At 35.3% G+C, this 22,807-nt stretch carries 23 protein-coding genes; 5 read left to right on the forward strand and 18 right to left on the reverse strand.

Features of this window, described 5'->3' with window-relative positions; genetic code table 11:
• The first annotated feature begins 11 nt into the window (after positions 1-11).
• Positions 12-1,289, forward strand: a complete 1,278-nt coding sequence (locus B6D18_RS00190) for a bifunctional O-acetylhomoserine aminocarboxypropyltransferase/cysteine synthase (RefSeq protein ID WP_086362624.1) — start codon at positions 12-14, stop codon at positions 1,287-1,289.
• Positions 1,290-1,341: 52 nt separating this feature from the next.
• Here the strand turns inward: B6D18_RS00190 and adk are convergent, their stop codons facing one another.
• The 11 genes from adk to putP all read right to left on the reverse strand — a co-directional run bounded on the left by adk (position 1,342) and on the right by putP (position 12,400).
• A complete protein-coding gene (adk, locus tag B6D18_RS00195; RefSeq protein ID WP_086362625.1) occupies positions 1,342-1,986 on the reverse strand; it encodes an adenylate kinase in 645 nt (214 codons plus the stop codon).
• A gap of 39 nt (positions 1,987-2,025) precedes the next feature.
• Positions 2,026-2,277, reverse strand: coding sequence for a zinc-ribbon domain-containing protein (locus B6D18_RS00200; protein ID WP_086362626.1), 252 nt, complete (start codon positions 2,275-2,277; stop codon positions 2,026-2,028).
• Between the two features lie 3 nt (positions 2,278-2,280).
• Positions 2,281-3,747 (reverse strand): ribosome biogenesis GTPase Der, encoded by a 1,467-nt coding sequence (gene der, locus B6D18_RS00205; RefSeq protein ID WP_086362627.1) that lies wholly within the window; start codon positions 3,745-3,747, stop codon positions 2,281-2,283.
• A gap of 18 nt (positions 3,748-3,765) precedes the next feature.
• Positions 3,766-4,938: an outer membrane protein assembly factor BamB gene (bamB, locus tag B6D18_RS00210; protein ID WP_086362628.1), complete on the reverse strand. Its 1,173-nt coding sequence runs from the start codon at positions 4,936-4,938 to the stop codon at positions 3,766-3,768.
• A 26-nt stretch (positions 4,939-4,964) separates the two neighbouring features.
• The gene (locus tag B6D18_RS00215) at positions 4,965-5,699 is read right to left on the reverse strand and encodes a tetratricopeptide repeat protein (protein ID WP_086362629.1); all 735 of its coding nucleotides are present in this window, start codon (positions 5,697-5,699) and stop codon (positions 4,965-4,967) included.
• A gap of 23 nt (positions 5,700-5,722) precedes the next feature.
• A complete protein-coding gene (gene hisS, locus B6D18_RS00220) occupies positions 5,723-7,000 on the reverse strand; it encodes a histidine--tRNA ligase (RefSeq protein ID WP_086362630.1) in 1,278 nt (425 codons plus the stop codon).
• Positions 7,001-7,024: 24 nt separating this feature from the next.
• Positions 7,025-8,134 (reverse strand): flavodoxin-dependent (E)-4-hydroxy-3-methylbut-2-enyl-diphosphate synthase, encoded by a 1,110-nt coding sequence (gene ispG / locus B6D18_RS00225; protein ID WP_086362631.1) that lies wholly within the window; start codon positions 8,132-8,134, stop codon positions 7,025-7,027.
• Between the two features lie 86 nt (positions 8,135-8,220).
• Positions 8,221-8,661 (reverse strand): RodZ family helix-turn-helix domain-containing protein, encoded by a 441-nt coding sequence (locus tag B6D18_RS00230; protein ID WP_158092499.1) that lies wholly within the window; start codon positions 8,659-8,661, stop codon positions 8,221-8,223.
• A gap of 58 nt (positions 8,662-8,719) precedes the next feature.
• Entirely contained in the window at positions 8,720-9,586 is an 867-nt protein-coding gene (gene pdxY / locus B6D18_RS00235) for a pyridoxal kinase PdxY (protein ID WP_086362633.1), read from the reverse strand.
• A 4-nt stretch (positions 9,587-9,590) separates the two neighbouring features.
• Complete coding sequence (tyrS, locus tag B6D18_RS00240) at positions 9,591-10,862, reverse strand: tyrosine--tRNA ligase (RefSeq protein ID WP_199283287.1); 1,272 nt, start codon at positions 10,860-10,862, stop codon at positions 9,591-9,593.
• Between the two features lie 50 nt (positions 10,863-10,912).
• A complete protein-coding gene (gene putP, locus B6D18_RS00245; RefSeq protein WP_173795294.1) occupies positions 10,913-12,400 on the reverse strand; it encodes a sodium/proline symporter PutP in 1,488 nt (495 codons plus the stop codon).
• Between the two features lie 263 nt (positions 12,401-12,663).
• Between putP and nth the strand changes: the two genes are divergently transcribed.
• Positions 12,664-13,302 carry an endonuclease III gene (gene nth / locus B6D18_RS00250; protein ID WP_086362635.1) on the forward strand — a complete coding sequence of 213 codons (639 nt, stop codon included), beginning with the start codon at positions 12,664-12,666 and terminating at the stop codon, positions 13,300-13,302.
• Between the two features lie 7 nt (positions 13,303-13,309).
• The gene (gene smrB, locus B6D18_RS00255) at positions 13,310-13,855 is read left to right on the forward strand and encodes an endonuclease SmrB (protein WP_086362636.1); all 546 of its coding nucleotides are present in this window, start codon (positions 13,310-13,312) and stop codon (positions 13,853-13,855) included.
• Between the two features lie 334 nt (positions 13,856-14,189).
• Here smrB and cgtA read toward each other — a convergent pair whose 3' ends face one another.
• From cgtA to rplU, 4 genes are all read right to left on the reverse strand, one after another.
• Positions 14,190-15,356 (reverse strand): Obg family GTPase CgtA, encoded by a 1,167-nt coding sequence (gene cgtA, locus B6D18_RS00260; RefSeq protein ID WP_086362637.1) that lies wholly within the window; start codon positions 15,354-15,356, stop codon positions 14,190-14,192.
• Complete coding sequence (locus B6D18_RS00265) at positions 15,356-16,321, reverse strand: DMT family transporter (RefSeq protein WP_086362638.1); 966 nt, start codon at positions 16,319-16,321, stop codon at positions 15,356-15,358. Before B6D18_RS00265 ends, cgtA begins: the two co-directional genes overlap by 1 nt.
• Before the next feature lie 87 nt (positions 16,322-16,408).
• The gene (gene rpmA / locus B6D18_RS00270; RefSeq protein WP_034883716.1) at positions 16,409-16,669 is read right to left on the reverse strand and encodes a 50S ribosomal protein L27; all 261 of its coding nucleotides are present in this window, start codon (positions 16,667-16,669) and stop codon (positions 16,409-16,411) included.
• A gap of 15 nt (positions 16,670-16,684) precedes the next feature.
• Positions 16,685-16,993 (reverse strand): 50S ribosomal protein L21, encoded by a 309-nt coding sequence (gene rplU / locus B6D18_RS00275; protein ID WP_065577863.1) that lies wholly within the window; start codon positions 16,991-16,993, stop codon positions 16,685-16,687.
• Positions 16,994-17,225: 232 nt separating this feature from the next.
• Here rplU and narX point away from each other — a divergent pair, with 232 nt between their 5' ends.
• Positions 17,226-19,031, forward strand: a complete 1,806-nt coding sequence (narX, locus tag B6D18_RS00280) for a nitrate/nitrite two-component system sensor histidine kinase NarX (RefSeq protein WP_086362639.1) — start codon at positions 17,226-17,228, stop codon at positions 19,029-19,031.
• A 3-nt stretch (positions 19,032-19,034) separates the two neighbouring features.
• On the forward strand, positions 19,035-19,688 hold the full coding sequence (gene narL / locus B6D18_RS00285; protein ID WP_086359388.1) for a two-component system response regulator NarL: 654 nt from the start codon (positions 19,035-19,037) through the stop codon (positions 19,686-19,688).
• Between the two features lie 510 nt (positions 19,689-20,198).
• On the opposite strand, the gene cysG is transcribed toward narL, so the two are convergent.
• The 3 genes from cysG to nirD all read right to left on the reverse strand — a co-directional run bounded on the left by cysG (position 20,199) and on the right by nirD (position 22,804).
• On the reverse strand, positions 20,199-21,572 hold the full coding sequence (gene cysG / locus B6D18_RS00290; RefSeq protein WP_086362640.1) for a siroheme synthase CysG: 1,374 nt from the start codon (positions 21,570-21,572) through the stop codon (positions 20,199-20,201).
• A 109-nt stretch (positions 21,573-21,681) separates the two neighbouring features.
• Positions 21,682-22,449: a nitrite transporter NirC gene (nirC, locus tag B6D18_RS00295; protein WP_086359391.1), complete on the reverse strand. Its 768-nt coding sequence runs from the start codon at positions 22,447-22,449 to the stop codon at positions 21,682-21,684.
• Positions 22,450-22,471: 22 nt separating this feature from the next.
• Positions 22,472-22,804, reverse strand: a complete 333-nt coding sequence (gene nirD / locus B6D18_RS00300; RefSeq protein ID WP_086359392.1) for a nitrite reductase small subunit NirD — start codon at positions 22,802-22,804, stop codon at positions 22,472-22,474.
• Between the last annotated feature and the right edge of the window lie 3 nt (positions 22,805-22,807).

The following is a 22,807-nucleotide window of genomic DNA, read 5'->3' on the forward strand; positions in this document are numbered from 1 at the left end:
GAGGCTCTAACATGAAACCAGAAACGATTGCTTTACACGCAGGCTATACCCCTGAACCAACAACCCATGCCGTCGCTGTTCCGATCTATCAAACCACATCTTATGCATTCGATGATACCCAACATGGCGCCGATTTATTTGATTTAAAAGTTGCTGGAAACATCTATACACGGATAACCAATCCAACTAATGCTGTACTTGAAGCGCGTATTGCCGCACTAGAAGGCGGTATAGGAGCATTAGCGGTAGCTTCTGGAATGGCAGCAATTACTTATGCTATACAAGCCATTACATTTGCTGGTGAAAATATTGTATCGGTTTCCAAACTCTATGGTGGCACCTATAACTTATTGGCTCATACCCTGCCTAATTTCGGTATCACAACAAAATTTGCACCACACAATGACTTAAATGCGATTGAAAAGCAAATTGATGACAAAACTAAAGCCATTTACTGTGAAAGTATCGGTAATCCAGCAGGTAATATTGTTGATTTATCAGTACTGGCTGATATTGCCCATCGCCATGGTATACCGCTAATTGTTGATAATACAGTTGCCAGCCCTGCGCTTTGCCGACCATTTGAATTTGGAGCTGATATAGTAGTACATTCATTAACTAAATATATTGGTGGGCATGGTAATAGCTTAGGCGGAATGATTGTTGACTCAGGTAAATTTCCTTGGAAAGATCATGCAGATAAGTATCCAATGCTCAATCAACCTGATCCTTCTTATCATGGTGTTTCATATACTGAAAGCTTTGGAAACGCAGCTTATATTGCTCGTTGCCGAGTAATACCACTACGTAATATGGGAGCAGCTTTATCACCATTTAATACCTTTTTATTATTACAAGGTCTTGAAACACTCTCTTTACGCATTGAGCGACACTGCCAGAATACGATTAAAGTAGCCAATTATTTGGCTTCACATCCTCAAGTTGAATGGGTCAATTATGCAGGTCTGGCTAATCATCCTGAGCATAATTTAGCGGTAAAACAGATGGACAATGGTTTACCTGCTGGCATTTTATCCTTTGGTATCAAAGGAGGTAAACAAGCGGGAGTCAAATTTATCGATGCTTTAAAATTGATTATCCGTTTAGTTAATATCGGTGATACCCGTTCATTAGCTTGTCATCCGGCATCAACTACCCATCGACAACTTAATGATGAGGAATTGCAAAAGGCTGGAGTAAGTCAAGAAATGATACGCCTCTCAATTGGTATTGAACATATTGATGATATTATTGCTGATTTAGAACAAGCGCTTAAGTTAGCGAAATAATTGATTGGTTAAGATGAGGGATGAAAAAGTCTATCATCCCTCTTAATAGCAACTAGCCTAAAATTTTAGTCAATTCATTGGTCACAGATGAAACAGCTTGTGTCCCATCAATACGGAAATATTGAGTTCGGCCTTCTTTGGCTTCATGTTGATAATATTTGACTAATGGTTTAGTCAAATCATGATATTCAACAAGACGTTTACGGACGATTTCTTCACTATCATCTTTACGAATAGTTAATGGCTCACCCGTTACATCATCAATATTTTCAACTTTTGGGGGATTATGACGAACATGGTATACACGCCCTGAACCAGCATGAATACGACGACCACTCATACGATCTATAATCACTTCATCAGGTACATCAAACTCAAGTACATAATCAACATTGATACCCGCTTCTTTCATTGCATCTGCTTGTGGCACAGTACGAGGAAAACCATCTAATAAAAAGCCATTTTTACAATCGCTTTGCGCAATACGCTCTTTGACTAATGCGATAACTAACTCATCAGTAACAAGCTTACCATTATCCATTAGCTCTTTTGCTTGTAAACCTAATGGACTCTCTGCTTTTACTGCTGCACGCAACATATCGCCAGTTGAAATTTGCGGAATTCCGTATTGTTGCATAATAAATTGTGCTTGAGTTCCTTTTCCTGCTCCCGGTGCGCCTAATAAAATAATTCGCATAAAATAACCTCTTATGGCTTTAAATATAGATACAATTTTCTATTCTGGTAAATAATGAAATATCACTTTACTGCTGGAAATTAAGCCATCAGTGTGACAAATATAGTTAATAGCGCCACAGCCTTTAACCATTTGCACATTTTGTCGGCAAATTGGGCAAATATGCTGTTCTTGATAATGCTGTTGGCAATGAGAACAATCATAATATTGTGGCGAAACAATACTCATTCTATTATGACACTTAGGACAAATACCTTCTTGCCCACCATCGATTATTTTTGTTTCTGTCATAAGTTATTTACGACCTCGTACATGTTTCATTAAACGACGACGTTTACGTTGTTGCGAAGCAGTCAAACTATTTTTTCGACCTTCGAATGGATTGGCCCCTTCTTTGAATTGAATTCGTATTGGCGAACCCATAATTTTTAATGAACGTCTAAAATAGTTCATTAAATAACGTTTATAAGAATCAGGTAAATCTTCAACTTGATTACCATGAATAACCACAATTGGAGGATTATAACCGCCGGCATGGGCATATTTTAATTTTACACGACGTCCTCTAACCAATGGTGGTTGATGGTCATCTTGTGCCATTTGCATTATTTTAGTTAATAATGCGGTATTAACACGACGTGTAGCACACTCATATGCTTCTTGAATTGAATCAAATAGGTTACCTACGCCACTACCATGAAGAGCAGAAATAAAATGTAGACGAGCAAAATCGATAAAATCAAGTCGATCATCTAACGTAGTTTTCACTTGTTCTTTAATATCTTGTGATAATCCATCCCACTTATTAACAGCAATAACCAGTGAGCGTCCACTATTAATAATAAAGCCAAGCAAAGACAAATCCTGATCAGAAATACCTTCTCGGGCATCAATAACCAAAATTACGACGTTAGCATCTTCAATTGCTTGTAACGTTTTAATAACCGAGAATTTCTCAACAGTTTCCGTTACCTTACCTCGTTTACGAACACCAGCAGTATCTATCATGATATATTCACGATCATCTCGTGTCATTGGTATATAAATACTGTCACGAGTTGTACCTGGCATATCATAAACTACAACCCTTTCTTCGCCTAGAATCCGATTGGTTAGTGTTGACTTACCAACATTTGGTCTACCAACAATAGCAACTTTTATTGGCTGATTAATCAGCGATTCTTCATCATCTGCGTCATCTTCAAAATCTTCATCACACATCTCATTTTGAAGATCTGCTGCTGAAGTATCAATTTCGTCGCTTTCAAAATGAAAAATAGGATCTAAAACTGTCTCGATTAGTACGCTAACACCACGACCATGACTCGCTGCAATCGGATGAATATCACCTAATCCTAAACTATAAAAATCAGAAATTGCACTATCTGCATCAATACCATCAATTTTATTAGCAACTAAAAACGTTGCTTTTTGGCGAGATCGAAGATGTTTAGCAATTGCATGATCAGCAGGCATAGCACCAGCTCTCGCATCAACAAGAAAGAGCACGATATCGGCTTCTTCTATTGCTTGTAAGGATTGTTCCGCCATAAAGCTTTCAACCCCATCTTCAGTGCCATCAATACCACCTGTATCAATGACTATATATTCGTGCCCTTTGATTTCAGCTCGGCCATACTTACGATCACGAGTTAATCCAGGAAAATCAGCCACTAAGGCATCTCGAGTTCGAGTTAATCGATTAAATAGAGTCGATTTTCCTACATTCGGACGACCAACTAGTGCGACAACAGGTACCATATTTATTCTCTAATTACCTTAATTTTTTGTAAATGCGTATATATCACCATTTTTAGCCTGGACAATAATTTTATTATCTACAACTAATGGCTTCGAAATCAATCCACTGCTACTTACTTGTGTTTTAGCAGCTATCTCACCATTATCTTTATTTAACCAATAAAGATAACCCTCGAAATCACCAACCACAACGTAATTTTGATAAATAACTGGATCGGTTAATTGACGATGTAATAAACCAGTCTGAGTCCATTCTACCGCACCACCATTTTTAGTAACAGCTTGAACATTGTCATCTTGATCAACGACAAATAACTGATATGAATCAACAGCAAAACTATGCGTTGAGCCCATTTGCTTACGCCATACAACTTGGCCACTACTTAAATCAAGTGCGACAACATTTCCATTATAGCCAATTGCATAAGCTAAATTACCTTCGACAACTGGCGTTGAATCAACATCATTCAATTTAGCAATTTCAGTCGATCCACTTGGTTGAGATATACGTTGCTGCCAAATTAGTTGTCCATCATTAATATAGTAAGCATTCACATGACCAGTGTCATCACCAAATATGGCGGCACCATGAGCAATGGTTGGTGTTGAGTTACCTCTTAATGAAAGCGATGGCACTTCAAGCATTACATCCCAGACCTCTTCACCAGTATTACGGTTCAAAGCTTGTAAATTACCACTAGCTGTATAAATGATTAGTTTATCCTCTGAAGAGACTGGACGAGCAAGAACTTCACCTTTTACCGATTTATCCCAAACCACATTACCATCATTACGATCTAATGCGTAAACAATTGCACGTTCACTACCGACATAAACATATTTATCATCTGCACTTACACCGCCAGAAAATAATGCTGTTTTACTGCTAAATAATGTACTTTGTGATAAATTTTTGTCCCATATAGTATGGCCATTTGATAAATCAATTGCTTTAACTTGCCCACTACGGCTCGCAACATAAATAGCATTATTGTAATTAATAGGTCCTAATAATGAATAAATATGTGTATTGCCTGCTGTACTATTTCGCCATACTTCTTGAATTGGAAATTGGTTATCCACTTTTGGTGAAGGTGAAATCTGGACAATTTCCTCTTCTCCACCAAACAATGAACACCCTACAAGTGATAATATGAAAACACTCATAAACAGACATTTTGATAACTTCATTGTATAGATCCTTATATCAGGATAAATTAATCTTCATTTTCTTGAGCTGCGCTTTTTTGGGCTTCAGCTTCTTGCTTAGCTTTTTCCTTAGCAGCAGCTTCTTCTTGTTTAGCTTGTTCAGCTTGTTGCTTATCTTTAAGATATTGAGCTTGATTTAACTTCATTTTGATATTTTGCTCTAAGTTTTTAGTCGGTGATGAACTTAATGCAACATTGTAAGCTGCCACCGCATCATTGTAATTATTCATTTTCACCAATATATCGCCCCGAATATCATTAACTACTGGCGCCCAACTTTTTTCGCTTACTTTATCTAAAGTAGCCAAACTTTCTTGATAATGTTCAAGTTGATATTGTATTTTTGCAATACGAATATAACTTATTGATTTAATAATATCTGAATCAGTTTTACTTAATGTATCTGTAAGTAATTTTTCTGCTCCAGCATAGTCTTTTAATTGTTCGACATAAAATTTTGCGGCACGGAAATTAGCAAAAACACTATAAATAGTATTGTTATCTTTAGCAAAAGAAACTAATTCATTAACTGAATCAAGGTTGTTGTTATCTAATTTAGCAATTAATTGTTCATAACGATCTGAAGATTCTATCGCTTTTTCTAATTTGTAAGATTGCCAATAACGCCAACCATAAAAAGCCAGTAATCCAATTACAATAACCGCAACAATGATTTTCCACTTTTTAGCAAGAAATTCTTTTATCTCTGAAAATTGTTCTTCGCCAGATAATTGATAACTCACGTTTTTCTCCTATTTCCTTTAATTTACAATATCGCTAAACAAGTTTGAACAATCTCTTTTTCTGCAACTTCAACTTGTTCGCCTGTTTGTAAATTTTTAATTGTAACTGATTGATTAATAATTTCGTTTTCACCAATAATTACAGCTATTTTAGCACCTAATTTGTCAGCTTTAGCAAATTGTTTTTTAAAATTGCTACTACCATAATTAGTCACAATTCGCTTACCAGATAACCCATCACGGAGCACTTCTGCCATTTTTTGGGCTGCTGCTGTCGTTTTTTCATCACCCGAAGATATCATATAAATATCAATTGAACTATCTCGATTTAATGAAGGATTAACCGCCTGTACTAATAATACTAACCGTTCAACCCCCATGGCAAAACCAACTGCAGGCGTTGGTTGTCCACCAAGTTGGCTAACTAGACCGTCATAACGACCACCGCCACAAACTGTACCTTGAGCGCCTAAACTACTCGTTACCCACTCAAAAACAGTTCGGTTATAATAATCTAAACCACGTACCAATCTTTGGTTAATATTATATTTTATTCCTGCACTATCTAATAATTGACACAAGCCATCAAAATGAAGTTTAGATTGTTCATCTAAATAATCAAATAATTTTGGTGCTTGATTAAGTAGTTCTTGAATAACAGGATTTTTCGAATCTAACACCCGTAATGGGTTAGTATACATTCTACGTAAACAGTCTTCATCTAATTTATCTTTATGTTGCTCAAGAAAACTGACTAAAGCATTACGATAATTAGCTCTTGCTTCAACAGAACCGATTGAATTAAGTTCAAGTGTTGTATGTTCTTCAATACCAAGTGCCTTCCAAAAACGTGCTGTTAATAAGATAAGCTCGGCATCAATATTTGGCCCTTCAAGGCCAAAAACCTCTACACCAAATTGATGAAATTGACGATAACGCCCTTTTTGTGGTTTTTCATAACGAAATGCTGGCCCTAAATACCATAGTCGTTGTTCTTGGTTGTAAAATAGGCCGTGTTCAATACCAGCACGGACACAACCAGCTGTAATTTCAGGGCGAAGAGTAATACTTTCATCATTACGGTCGTTAAAAGTATACATCTCTTTTTCAACAATATCGGTAACTTCACCAACTGCACGTTTAAATAGTGCTGTATCTTCAACAATAGGTGTTCTAATTTCATTATAACCGTAACTATTTAGTACACCTTTAACAATTTTTTCAATTTGTTGCCATGTTGCACTATCATTCGGGAGTAAATCATTCATTCCCCGTATTGATTGGATTTTTTTCTCTGCCATTTGTTTATTCGCTATCTAATAAGATTATAGTTCAGTGGTTGCAATTCTATTTTTTAAAATTGATGCCTTAGCACGAATTTTAGCTTCCAACTCATCTATCATTTGTTCATTATCAATACGCCCTATGCGCACACCATCTTCATAAAAACCGCTTTTATTGTGACCACCAGCAACCCCCATTGTGGATGCTAATGCTTCCCCCGGACCATTCACAACACAACCAATAATTGATACATCCATTGGTGTTATAATATCTTCTAGTCGCTGTTCTAAGGTATTAACGGTACTAATTACATCAAACTCTTGCCTTGAGCAGGTTGGGCAAGCAATAAAATTAATACCTCTTGCTCGAATACGTAGCGATTTTAAAATATCAAATCCAACTTTAACTTCTTCCGTTGGATCGGCCGCTAATGAAACCCTTAATGTATCACCGATCCCTTCCGATAATAATAAGCCAAGTCCAATCGCTGATTTTACCGCACCACTACGCACACCACCAGCTTCGGTTATACCTAAATGTAAAGGTTGTTTAATTTGTTTTGCCAATAATCGATATGAATCAACGGCAGTGAAAACGTCTGATGCTTTTACACTTACCTTAAATTGGTCAAAACCTAGTCTATCAAGTATATCGACATGTCGCATAGCTGATTCGACTATAGCTTCAGGTGTCGGCTCGCCATATTTTTCCTGGATATCTTTTTCTAGCGAACCCGAGTTTACACCGATTCGGATCGGAATGTTTTTGTCCTTAGCACAATCAACAACAGAGCGAATCCGTGATTCATTACCAATATTACCAGGATTAATCCGTAAACAATTCACTCCATATTCAGCAACTTTTAAAGCGATGCGATAATCAAAGTGAATATCGGCAATAAGTGGAACTTTTGTTTGTTGCTTAATTATTTTAAACGCCTCTGCAGCATCCATCGTTGGAATAGAAACACGGACAATATCAACTCCTACACGCTCAAGGGCTTGAATTTGAGCTACTGTTTTTTCCACATCTGTTGTTCGAGTATTCGTCATCGATTGCACAGCAATTGGCGCACCCCCACCTATTGGCACATTACCAACATAAATCCGGGTAGATTCTCGCCTAATAATTGGTGACTCTTGATGACTCATAAGATGCCTAATCATATAACAAAATAACTAGGACGCAATCTTAACAAGATTTAAGGCAAATGTCTGTATGTGAATGAGAAAATTTGCTAACTGTTAACGCGATCTGAAGGCTGCGGAGAAATATAATGACTAACTTCAATAAAGTTACTTTTATTTTGTGAATTGACATAGTATAAGCCAACACCTAATACACAAACCAAGGCAAACAGACCAAAAAAGAACGGTTTCTTACTACGACTTTTTTTACTATACATTGGTTTAGTTTTTTTGGTTTCTTTTGCTAAATATTGTTCAGCTAATTTTTCGAGATAAGGTTGATATTCATCAGCTGGTAAACCAACAATATTGGCATATGAACGAATATAACCTTTAACAAAAACAAAAGGGGCATGAAGTAACTGGTCGTTCTCAATTTCAGAAATGACTGCTGTTCTAACATGAATTTGTTCAGCAATATCTTTTTGCGATAAACCCATATTATTTCTTAAATCGGAAAGAATCTTACCCAATGAAATATTGTCTTCCATTAATCCCCTCATTGTCTTACTATCCGCAATTTTTTGTTATTTTTACATATTTTCGCAATTAATCAATTTTTTTCGCATTAAACCACTGTTTAGGGGTTTCTATTTCATTTTGTGCGGCAACTAATTGCAATTCATATTCATTTTGTCTTAATGTTTCAAGTATAACCGCATAAACCGCCGATGTAGTATGCTCAAATGCTTCAACCATGGATTTACCAAGCATAATATTTGCTAAAAACAGCCCACTAGTCATATCGCCAACACCAACTGGTTGTTTGACACCAAAATCAACTAACGGCCGATCAATATGCCAAGCTTCACTTTCTGTTACTAACAACATTTCAAAACGATCTTGTTGATAGCCCGCTCGACTTAAATGTTTAACTAAAATTGCTTTAGGTCCTTTTTCACAAATTGAACGGCATGCTGAGATTGCTTGACTGACATTATTAATCGGCTGTTTACCGTTAAGTTCTTCTAATTCTAAAATATTCGGTGCCATCATGTCTGATATGGGTAAAGCTGTATTACACAAAAATTCTGCTACACCAGGAGCAACAAAGCATCCTTTTTCGGGATGCCCCATTACTGGATCACAAAGATAAATTGCTTCAGGATTCTCAGCTTTTACTTTTTTCACAATTTCAATAATTGCATTACCTTGTTCTGGTGAGCCCATATAGCCACTTAATACGGCATTACATCGTTGTAATTCGCCAATAGCATTAATCCCATCAGCGATATCGGTTAAATGAGATGCAGGCATTACCGTTCCAGTCCATTGCCGATATTGAGTATGGTTTGAAAATTGTACCGTATTTAATGGCCAAACATTCACACCTAAACGACGCATTGGAAATACAGCAGCACTATTACCTGCATGACCAAATACAACATGAGACTGAATCGATAAAATATTTTTCATGAAATCATCTCCAAATAAGTAAGCAATAGTATTTTTTACCTCGACGCAGTAATGTGTAACGATTAAATAACTTATCACTATCAGAAAAACGATAATCTGTTGTTGAGTTACGTTCACCATTAACAGAAATAGCATTGGAATCAATCATTGTTCTTGCTTGCCCTCTTGATGGTGCAAACTCAGCATTAACAATAGCCTGTTGTAGATCTACATCACCTTCAATGCTGGCTGTAGGCATGCCATCTTGAGCTAATTGTTCAAAATCAGCTTCAGATAAATCTGTTAATTTACCAGAAAATAAACTTTCAGTAATACGTTTTGCCGCTGTTAGTCCTTCTTCACCATGAACTAATCGCGTCACTTGTTCGGCAAGGACATACTGAGCTCTAGGTGCTACGCCACTGTTTTTATCTTCTTCTTCCAAGGCATCAATTTCTTCCAATGACATGAAGGTAAAGAATTTAAGGAATCGATAAACATCAGCATCAGCAGTGTTAATCCAAAATTGATAAAATTTATATGGACTGGTTTTTTTCGGATCTAACCATACAGCACCACTTTCAGTTTTACCAAATTTAGTTCCATCAGATTTAGTAATTAATGGTACAGTTAAACCATATACTTGCTTCTGGTGTAAACGACGGGTTAAATCGATACCAGCAGTAATATTACCCCATTGATCAGAACCACCAATTTGTAACACAACATTATGAGCTTTATTAAGACTTGCAAAGTCATAAGACTGTAACAAACTATAAGAAAATTCAGTAAAAGATATACCTGATTCATCACGGTCAATACGTTGTTTAACGGATTCTTTGTTAATCATTGCATTAACAGAAAAATATTTTCCAATATCTCGTAAAAAAGATAAAACATTCATGCCACCAAACCAATCATAGTTGTTAGCAACAATAGCGGCGTTATCACCACATTCAAAATCTAAAAATGGCGATACTTGTTGTTTAATCTTTTCACTCCATTCAATTACCGTATCTTCAGTATTGAGTTTACGTTCAACAGCTTTAAAACTTGGATCGCCAATTAATCCTGTCGCACCTCCAACTAAAGCTATTGGTTTATGACCAGCCAATTGAAAACGTTTCAAACAAAGCAATGGAACTAAATGACCAAGATGCAAACTATCAGCGGTTGGATCAAAACCACAATATAGTGCAATAGGATTTTGCTCAATCAGTTCCATTAACGCTTTTTCATCAGTAAGTTGAGCAATCAGTCCACGCTCTTGCAGTTGTTTGATCACATTTTTTGTCATGATATTTTACCTATTAAATTTGTTACGTTTATATTCTACTTAATTAAATTCTATACTGTTTTATTGTGGTATTTTTTATACGCTTGTTTGAAATGGTCTTCAACTATTTCGTTCGGTTTTTTATCTAATAAGCTAAAAATAATGATTGCTATTGACGCAAATAAAAAGCCAGGAATTAGTGAATATAAATTAAGCCAATTAAAATTAATCCAAAGCAAGACGGTGATTGCACCAGTTATCATTCCTGCTAATGCACCATTGCGAGTCATTCGAGCCCAAAACACCGAGAATACAACAATCGGACCGAATGCTGCACCAAAACCAGCCCAAGCATGGCTAACTAAATCAAGCACACTGTTATTAGGATTGATCGCTAATAAAATAGCAATAACAGAAACTAATAACACCATCACACGGCCAACCCAAACTAATTCTCGTTGCTTAGCCTTAGGTCGGATAAAAGCACGATAAAAATCTTCTGTTAATGCACTTGAACAAACCAATAATTGACAACTTAAGGTGCTCATTACTGCGGCTAGAATAGCCGCAAGCAAAATACCAGCAACCCATGGGTTAAATAGTAATTTAGATAATTCGATAAAAATACGTTCATGTTTCCCATTATCAATTAGATAAGCTAAGTTAGGATTATTGGCAAAGAAAGCAATACCAAAGAAACCAACTGTAATTGCGCCAGCTAAACATAAAATCATCCATGTCATACTAATTCGACGAGCATTTTTCATTACTTCATGAGAATCAGCAGCCATAAATCTAGCTAAAATATGTGGTTGACCAAAATAACCAAGTCCCCAACCTAACAATGAAATAATGGCAATCAAATCCATATGAGCAAAGATATTTGTATAATCAGGATTTAATGATTGAATGTTAGCCATTGCATCAGTGAAACCACCAGCATTAACCATTACCATAATTGGCGTTAAGATTAAAGCAAACATCATTAAACTAGCTTGAATTGTATCGGTCCAACTGACCGCTAAGAAACCACCAATAAAAGTATAAGCAATTGTCGCTCCAGCACCTGCTAGCATTGCCCAGCCATAACTAAGCCCAAATGTACTTTCAAATAATTTAGCACCTGCAACTACACCTGAAGCACAATAAATGGTAAAAAAGATTAAAATTATTACTGCTGAAATAATTCTTAATAGTGAACTATTGTCATCGAATCGACGAGCAAAATAGTCTGGTAAAGTTAATGAATTATGGTTTATCTCTGTGAAAACTCTTAATCTACCGGCAATCAGCAACCAATTTAGATAAGCGCCAATTATTAATCCTATAGCAATCCAACTTTGCGAGATACCAAATAAGAATACTGCACCCGGCAATCCCATTAATAACCAACCACTCATATCAGAAGCACCAGCAGAAAGTGCAGTAACTACACTGCCTATGCGACGTCCACCTAATATATAATCACCAAAGTTTCGTGTTGCACGAAATGCAAAGAAACCAATCGCAATCATTCCTAATATATAAACAGCAAAGGTGACAATCATTGGTAATGACATTTTTATAATAAACCTTGATCGATGAAATTAAAAATAGTTGGCTAGCTTATCATAAAAAGCCCCTGCTAAAAAGCAGGCGATTTTGCTATATTTATCTTAGCTATAAAAGCTAGTATTACAATTCAATCCATAAAATAAAAATATCTTCAATTTTTTAAATAGATACATTGTTAATAGTTTCAACCTATATAAAAAGTCAATATATCCTAAGGTTAAATATCTTATAATGTATATAATATTAACTTTTTTATTTATAAAATATTGTGAAACAATCAACTCGAATTGAAATTTTAGAAAGATTAAAAGAGCATATTAAAGATCCTACAACTGAATTGGTATATAAAACACCATTCGAGTTACTTATAGCTGTTGTACTATCCGCTCAAGCCACCGATGTTAGTGTGAATAAAGCCACTAAACCATTATTTGCTATCGCAAATACCGCAGAGCAAATTCTGGCACTAGGTGTCAATAAATTAAAAGACTATATTCGGACAATTGGTTTATATAATAGCAAAGCAGAAAATATTATTAAAACCTGTCAGATTCTCGTAGATAAATACCAAGGTGAAGTACCAGAAAATTTTGACTCATTAATTGCACTACCTGGCGTAGGAAGAAAAACAGCTAACGTAGTTTTAAATACCGCATTTGGCTGGCCAACTATTGCTGTAGATACCCATATATTTAGAGTAAGTAATCGAACAGGATTTGCACCAGGCAAAACGGTTGAAGCTGTTGAAGAAAAACTACTTAAAGTGGTTCCAGATGATTATAAAATAAATTGTCATCATTGGTTAATATTACATGGTCGATATACCTGTATAGCTAGTAAGCCACGCTGCGGATCTTGCGTTATTGAAGATTTGTGTGAATATAAAGAAAAAATTTATCCAGAGTAAAAAATCAATGCCAAATAAATTTAAATTAGAAGATGAAGATATCAACTTGTTTAAAAGTAGTATTGGTAATACCAAACAACTTAAACAAGATACCGTTATTCATAAACCAGTAAAACGATCCCAAAAGCTAATTGATAATCAAAAGCTTCAACATGAAAAAGTAAATAATGAATTTTATTTTTCTGATGATTACCAACCACTACTACAAGAAGATCCTATTCGTTACATTCGTGAAAATGCGGATAACAATGAGTTAAAAAAATTACGGCGAGGATTTTATTCACCCGAGTTTTTTTTAGATTTACATGGATTAACCCAGAAAGAGGCAAAAAAAGAAATTGCAGCACTTATTGCTGCTTGTTTACGTGAAAATGTCAATTGTGCTTGTATTATGTATGGCCATGGTAAAAACATATTAAAAAAACAAACACCAATGTGGTTAGCTCAACACCCACATGTAATGTGTTTCCATCAAGCACCAAAAGAGTTTGGCGGTAATGCAGCATTATTAGTTTTATTTGATATCAATAATCCATCTGTTAACCTAAGATAATTACTAATCAATATACACTAAATAATAAAAAAGCCAGCTTAGTTTTACTAGGCTGGCAAACATTGGAAGCAATGTGAGCAATGTCATACTTTTTAGAAGTCTTTCGACGCTCTAACAAAGTACAATTGAATGATAATCATTCTCATTATTAAAAGCAAGTTATTTTTTGACTATTTTCAAAAAAGCGACAAAATTTGGTCAGTTTAACATTTGTTTTTATATTAACATTTTGTTTTTATAAAGAATATAATTGAGAGGAGCAGGGTAATTTGACCCTGCTTTTTGGAAAACTTAACTATAAACAAACTATTATAATTAATTTTTGGGAATAGTTTTATTTTTGATAGATAAACTCCACACCCTCTTCATCACTCTCATCCCAATCATCAAAATCATCGTCATCATCAAATGCATCATCCATTGCTTGTTGATGATAATCATCCCACATAAATTCGACTTTTTCAGGCGATGTTTCCTCTTGTTCTGCCTCTCGGGGATGAGCCGTAATATAATCCATTAAATCCCAACATAATGCTTTTACGCCTTCGTGATTCACCGCTGAAATAAGATAATATTTCTCATCCCAATTTAAGGCTTTCGCAATTTCAGCTGCACGTTTTTCACTTTCATCAGGACCTAATACATCCATCTTATTAAAAACTAACCAACGCGGTTTATTTGCTAATTTATCACTATACTGATGCAATTCTTGAATAATAACTTTCGCATTTTCAATTGGATCAGAACCATCTATTGGCGCTATATCAATTAAATGCACTAATACGCGACAACGTTCAAGGTGTTTTAGAAAGCGAATACCAAGCCCTGCGCCATCAGATGCCCCTTCAATCAATCCAGGTATATCGGCAACAACAAAACTTTGTTCATTATCCATTCGCACAACACCTAAGCTAGGTACTAATGTTGTAAATGGATAATCAGCGACTTTAGGTTTAGCTGCTGAAACACTGCGAATAAATGTTGATTTACCAGCATTAGGTAAACCCAACATACCCACATCAGCTAGCAATAATAATTCCAATAATACATCGCGTTTTTCACCAGGCGTACCATCGGTTTTTTGTCGTGGAGCACGATTCACTGATGATTTAAAACGGGCATTACCAAGTCCATGAAAACCACCTTTAGCAACCAGAACTTTTTGTTGATGATGTGTTAAATCACCAATAATTTCACCAGTATATTTATCAGTTATACGAGTTCCTACTGGCACTTTAACGGTAATATCTTTACCTCGTTTCCCCGTACAATCAGAACCTTGTCCATTTTGACCACGTTCTGCTCGGTAGTTTTTTTCAAATTGAAAATCAACCAATGTATTTAAGTTTTCATCGGCAATAAAAAATACATCACCACCGTCTCCACCATCGCCACCATCAGGGCCACCTTTAGGTATATATTTTTCTCGGCGGAAACCAACACAACCATTTCCACCATCTCCGGCTTCGACACGAATTGAAGCTTCATCTACAAATTTCATTATTTGTCCTCTTTCTTTCGGTTAATTAGCCAGCCCTTTCGTGGTTGCCACAAGTAGTGTCCAACCGTTGCAAACATTGCACCAGCGACCACTGATACTGCACCAATATAACCTAAAATATTTAAATATTGCATTGCAAACTTTTCTGGCCATAGTAAAGCAAATAAATCTGAAAAAATCAGTGCAAAAAGTGGTGTTAATGTGGTTATTGCACTTACTTGTGCTGCTTGCCAACGTTCCATTGCCATAACCAAAGCACCATAAGCAATAATAGTATTAAGTCCGCAAAAAATAATGGCAAACAGTTGGCTAAAATCAGCACTGGCTATTTTCGTTGGTGATGCTAGAGGCCATAAAAAAATACTACAAATAAGATAAATCAACCAAAGTAGCTGTTCTGCTCGTAATTTTTTTAATAATACTTTTTGCGCTAACGCATAACATGCCCATGAGATAGAAGCCAGCAAAGCCAGCCAAACACCTATGCCATATGAAGACATATTAGCAAAAAGATCGGCTAGATTTTCATTAAAAAACAATCCTAACCCAATTAATAATATGGTAATACCAATAATTTGTGTTGGTCTTAATCTTTCTTTGAAAATAATTGCACTGGAAATCATAAATATTACAATTCCTGTTTGGCCAACAACTTGAGCAGTAGTTGCAGATAAATACTGAACAGCGGTGGCGAAAAGTGCAAAATTACCGAGTAAACCAAACCCAGCAATCATCAATAAGATAAAACGGCGACGTTTTTTGAACATAGCTAAATTAGGAAACTGTTTTTTATAAGCCAGCCATAGTGTAATACCGATAGCAGAGATACTTAGTCGTGACCAAGCTAATGTTAATGGATCAATAACAACTAATGCATATTTCATAGCTATTGGCACTAGCCCCCACATAACGGCGGTTAACATGGCTAGTGCAAAACCTAATTTAACATTCTGCTGTTTTATCATAATGAATTAATTTATATAAATTTCAAGAAATGAAAAAAGCCCCACAATAACTGTGAGGCTTCTATAACTTCTTAAACCGCTAATTTATTAGCTGTTAGCAACTACACTAACATAACGGCGGTTTTTAGGTCCTTTAACTTCGAACTTAACTTGTCCATCAACTAAAGCAAATAGGGTATGATCACGACCACAACCTACGTTAGTACCTGGGTGGAATTGGGTTCCACGTTGACGAACTAAAATGTTACCCGCAAGAACTTCTTGAGAACCATAACGTTTAACACCTAAACGTTTACTCTGGGAATCACGACCATTACGTGATGAACCACCAGCCTTCTTATGTGCCATTGTTCGATACTCCTATTAAGCGATTGCAGTGATCTTCACATCAGTGAACCACTGACGGTGACCTTGTTGTTTACGATAGTGTTTACGACGACGGAATTTAACAATTTTCACTTTCTCGCCACGACCGTGCTCAACAATTTCTGCTTTAATTGTTGCACCTTCAACAAACGGAGCACCAACTTTGATGTCTTCACCATTTGCTACCATTAAAACTTTATCGAAAACAACTTCTGAACCTGTTTCGACTTCAATTTTTTCCAAGCGAACGACTTGTCCTTCGCTAACTCGGTGTTGTTTACCACCACTTTGGAAAACTGCGTACATACTTAACTCCGCAATAAAAAGCAGACGATTCCTGATTAAAAATATATGTCTGCATTGATTAATCTTATAGGGCGTGAATTTTACGCAAAATTTATGCTTGTTGCAAGCGCTGTTTAATAAAAGATCGCAAAAAGTCACAAAAAAGATCTTAGACCAGCAATTTTCACGCTACAATATAGTTAAATTATTATTTATTTGCATAATATTTAGAACAAAAATATTGAGTACCCATATGCTAAAAAGAAAGTTTCGCTACAGTACTTCTATTATTAATCGTTTAACACTTTTAATGTTCTTTTCAGGTGCTATGGCATTATTGGCGCTATTTTTGTCAATACAAGTCGCTAACGATACTAAAGGTAGCGCTTATATGATTAATCAATTAGGGTTAATCAGAATGAAGAGCTATCAACTTTTAGCAATGACACCTATAGAAAAAAAGGATATTTATCGACTTAACATTTTTAATGATATCCCATCATCACAACAATTAAAATTATTTGAACGTTATCAGTTAATTGATGATTTTAATCAATTACAGTCACAGTGGTTTAAACATATTGTTCCAAAACTTCAACAAGCAAACAATATAAACGAGATAAAAAATGAAATTGATAATTTTGTTGCTCACACCGATAAACTAGTTCATCAAATTGATCAAAAGACAGAAAATCAAATCCATTATCTTTCACAATTACAACTCATTTTTATCATTCTAATTGCACTATTTCTTCTGGCTCAAATTTACTATTTACGTCGTTATCTTCTTGCGCCATGGCGTAAATTAATTCATATGGCGGAATCGATCTCGCAACAAAATTTTAGTCAACGCTTTAACAGTAAAACAACCAAAAGTGAATTTGATTTATTAGGGCAAACCTTTGATAAAATGGCAGAACAAATAGAACGACAGTATTTATTGTTAGAAGAGCGCGTCACAGAAAAAACAGCTGAATTACAACAAATCAATAAAATTTTGTCATTTCAATATCAAGCCATCAAGCAACTCCATACCTCAGATCCCTTATGTGAACGCTTTTTAATTATACTTCGTGGACTGGAAGAATTAGTACCATTAACACAGTTTCAAATCCGATTTTATGAATCAGATAACATAGAACATTTTCAACAAATCAGCTATGACAATCAACAAAAACTCCCTTATTGTCAGAATTCAGAATGTAATGCTTGTCTTATTCCATCAAAATCTTATCAAGAGAATGGGTTTCAGCGCTATTGGTATCTGCAAGAAAAAGGAGAAAAATTTGGCATTTTATTTGCAATACAGCCATCAAAAGTACAACTAGGTACAGAACAAGAAAATTTAATTACTGCTTTAGTTGAACAAATGACTACAGCACTAATGCTTGATAGGCAAATAGAACAACAAAAACAATATCTATTAATGAAAGAACGTTCAGCAATGGCAAGAGAATTACATGACTCGATAGCGCAATCACTTTCTTGTTTAAAAATACATCTTAGTTGCTTACAGATGCAATCGGATTTAACTTCTCAAACTAGTATCAATTTGTTAACAACTATGCGTAAAGAGGTTAATATAACCTACTCTCAATTAAGAGAATTAATTACCTCGTTTCGCTTACGCCTTAACCAAACTGGGTTTTATGCTAGTTTTATGGAGTTAATTGATGAGTTTAATCAAAAATTGAAATTTACAATTCAAACTGAGTATCAATTACCTCTTAATATCATCAATAGTAAATATGCCTTTCATTTACTGCAATGTGTTCGGGAATCTTTAAATAATATTTATAAACACGCCAATGCCACCCAGGTCAAAATAAGCTTAACGATTGATGAGAATCAAATTATTACCGTTAGCATAAAAGACAATGGTATTGGTTTACAAAATAATATACATCAAGATAATCACTATGGTTTAATTATTATGCGTGATAGAGTTGCTGTATTAAACGGCAATCTAATCATTAATAGTAAGGCTAATATGGGTACCGAAATTGTGGTAACATTTAAAGCAACAAACACAATTCCTTGCAAGATGATAAAAGAGTAACCAATGGATCAAGTTAAAAGTTCAATATTACTTATTGATGATCATCCCATGTTAAGAAATGGGGTAAAGCAACTTATTAACACCATCAATAATTTTGAAATTATCGGTGAAACTGGTTCGGGTATAGAAGGAGTTAAACTTGCTGAAACACTTGATCCTGATATTATTTTGTTAGATATCAATATGAATGATGTCAGTGGACTAGAAATTCTACGCTATTTACGCGAGAAAAACATTTCAAGCAGAATCATTATGTTTACTGTCTCAGACGCCAAAGAAGATATTATTACCTCGCTCAAAACTGGTGCTGATGGTTATTTGTTAAAAGATATGGAACCGGAAGATTTTCTTAAAGCCTTAAAGGATATTTCGGAAGGGAAAGTCATTATGGATGAAGCTATTTCACATATCATTCTTAATTATATGCGTGATGATAAAAACCAGACAACCAACCAATCCCATGATATCAATTTACTTACCCCAAGAGAACATGAAACATTTAACTTATTAGTGCAAGGATTATCGAATAAACTTATCGCAAAAGAGTTAGATATTGTTGAAAGTACGGTAAAAGTTCATATAAAAAGTATTTTTAAAAAGCTCAACTTTAAGTCACGTATGGAAATGACTGTATGGTATTTGCAGAGTAAAGAATAACCTTAGCAATGTATTAATGCTGATTTATATCGTTCCGCTTACGCCTTTAATTGGTTGCAATATCTAATCCTAATCATTAAAAATCGCCTATAAAGACAGTTTTCTTTTACTTGATTTAATTAAAAAACAATATTTTTTAATTAAATCAATTCCGTTAATTTATTAGGCAAATAAGAACAAGAAATTAACCAATAGGAGGAAATGCCCCCATAAAATCCTGAAAAATTCAAAGAACGTTGTCCGTTAGGTTTGGCTGCTTTATCAAATATTGAATATGAATCGGCACAAGCAAGCCTTGACACCACTACAATGAGGACTTAATTGGCTAACAAACTTTAAAATGCTGATTGGGATGATGTCGATACACTTTCTTAAATTTTGATAAAAAAACAAAGTCGATATTGTTATAAAACATTTTTTAACAAAATTATTTAGTCAAATTGTTTGGAAACAAAAGGCAAGAAAATAAAAAAATTATAAGATATCCTATCATTTCCTTGCCAATTTATACTAATTCTGTGAAAACCAGTTAAGTTTTTCTCGTAATGCCACCACCGGACCAACAATAATTAAACTAGGGCTACAAGCTTGTAAAGCTAGCTGGCCAAGCTCGGATAATAAACCATTGATGACTTTTTGCTTAGTAGTGGTGCCCTCTTCAACAATAGCAATAGGAGTCTGACCATCCATACCGTGTTTAATTAAATTCGCTTTAATATTTTCTGCTTGCGATAGCCCCATATAAAAAACCAAAGTCTGCTTTTCAGCCGCTAAACTTCGCCAATCAAGATGAGATCCATCTTTTAGATGACCAGTTATTAAACGTACACTATGTGCGTAATCACGATGAGTTAATGGTATTCCACTATACGCCGAGCATCCAGAAGCCGCAGTAATGCCAGGTACTACCGAAAAAGGAATATTAGCATTGAATAATGTTTCAAGCTCTTCTCCTCCTCGACCAAAAATGAAAGGATCACCACCTTTAAGTCGTACCACTCGCAAGCCCTTTTGTGCTTGTTCCAATAATATTTGATTAATTTGTTCTTGCGGAACACAATGAAAACCGGGGTGTTTACCAACAAAAATTCGTTGCGCGTCTCGTCGAGTTAAATTCATTATTTCTTTTGAGACTAATCTATCATAAACAATAATATCCGCTTGTTGAATTTGTTGAAGACCTTTTAAAGTTAACAATCCTGGATCACCAGGGCCAGCACCAACTAAGACCACTTCGCCACGACAATCCAACGAATCATCAAATAATTCATTAGTTAATGTATCGACATTTTCTGAATCATTATTCGCTATTGCTTGAGCTAATCTATCATGAGAAAACAATTTTTCCCAAAATCGTCGACGTTCAGTCATACTTCGGTAAGTCGCTTTTACTTTATTGCGTAAATAACCGGCATATATGGCTAATTTACCAATATGTTGTGGCAATATTGCTTCAAATTTTTCACGTAACAAGCGAGCTAATACAGGAGCATGCCCTTCTGAAGAGATGGCTACCATAATAGGTGAACGATCAATAATTGAAGGCATAATAAAACTGGCATCTTTAGGAGAATCAACCACATTACAAAAGATACGACGGTTTTCTGCGGCGCTACTAACTTGTTGATTGGTTTTTTGACAATTAGTTGCAGCAATAACTAACCATTTATTATCAAGCAGTTGCTCGTTAAACTCACTTTTGATTAAAACTAACTGCTTTTGTTGCTGCCAACAGATAAATTGTGGGTTAAATTCAAGTGCATTGACAGTTAATTTTGCACCAGCTTCAAGTAATAATCGAGCTTTACGCTCAGCTATTTCACCTCCGCCAACTAATAAACAATCACGATTTTCTAATTTGCAAAATAAAGGTAAATAATCCATACAATTTCAAAATAACCATTAATATATTTTCGATTTAAGAACAATTTACTGATTGGTAATTACCATACCAACCAGTAAATTGAGCAATAAAAACTTCTGTTATTTATAATTAAGGTCGCTCTGATTTAGGTGTTGAAAACCAATATCCTAACCCCATAAATAGTGCGCCGGATACTAAATTTCCTAATGAAACCCATAACAAATTATGACCAATGCCTGCTAATGTGTAAGAATCAGAATGATTACCAAACCAAGAAAGTGAAAATAACGTCATATTGGCAACACTATGTTCATAACCACAAGCAATAAAGGCTAATAAACACCACCATATTGCAATAAATTTTGCTGACCCCTCTACTCGGTTTGCCATCCAAATAGCTAAGCAAACTAACCAGTTACATAAAATTCCCCGAAAGAATAATGCTGTTGCTGGCGCAGATGTTTTTGCCAATGCGGCGGTATGCACAAGCGAAGTATCTGTTGCCAATAATGGACTTGCAGCCCAATAAAACAAAGCGGCCACAAAAATTGATCCAAGCAAATTGCCTAACCATGTTTGTGGCAATACACACCACATTTGACAATGAGTAATTTTTTTAGCCTGCACGCCAAAAGTTAAAAACATGGTATGGCCAGTAAATAATTCTGAGCCGGCAATTACCACTAAAGTTAATGCTATACCAAAGGTTGCCCCCATAACTAAAGGTCTAACTGATGGATCAAGTAAATTACCTAGTGTGAAAATTAATATAATTCCTAAACCAACGTAAGCACCTGCCATAGCAGAACTTAACCAAAATCCAATTGGATTGGTTTTAGCTAGTCGAACGATACGCGCAGCATTAGCTGCACATTTGTTAATTGTTTCTGTATACATTTTCTATTCCTAATGCGATTAATTAATTAGATTTTATTTGCACAAATTCATCGTTATCTACTTTGACTTCATAATGAGTAACAGAATAATCTTCATTTTCAAGGCAATAACCATCCTTTAAACGAAAACGCTGTTTTTTAAGAGGACTTGCGACCCATAACTCATTTTCATGTTCAGCAATAATGCCTCGAGAAAGGACGCTGGCATTCGCAAAAGGGTCAATATTACTAATCGCATAAAGCTCATTGGTATTGTAGGGACGAAAAACTGCAACATGTTCTTTGCCGACTAGAGCACATATTCCTGTTTCAGGTAAAATATCTTGTAATTTACAAATAGTAATCCATTGGCTCATGAT

The organism is Gilliamella sp. A7 (genome assembly GCF_002142015.1).
Taxonomy (GTDB): Bacteria; Pseudomonadota; Gammaproteobacteria; order Enterobacterales; family Orbaceae; genus Gilliamella; species Gilliamella apis_A.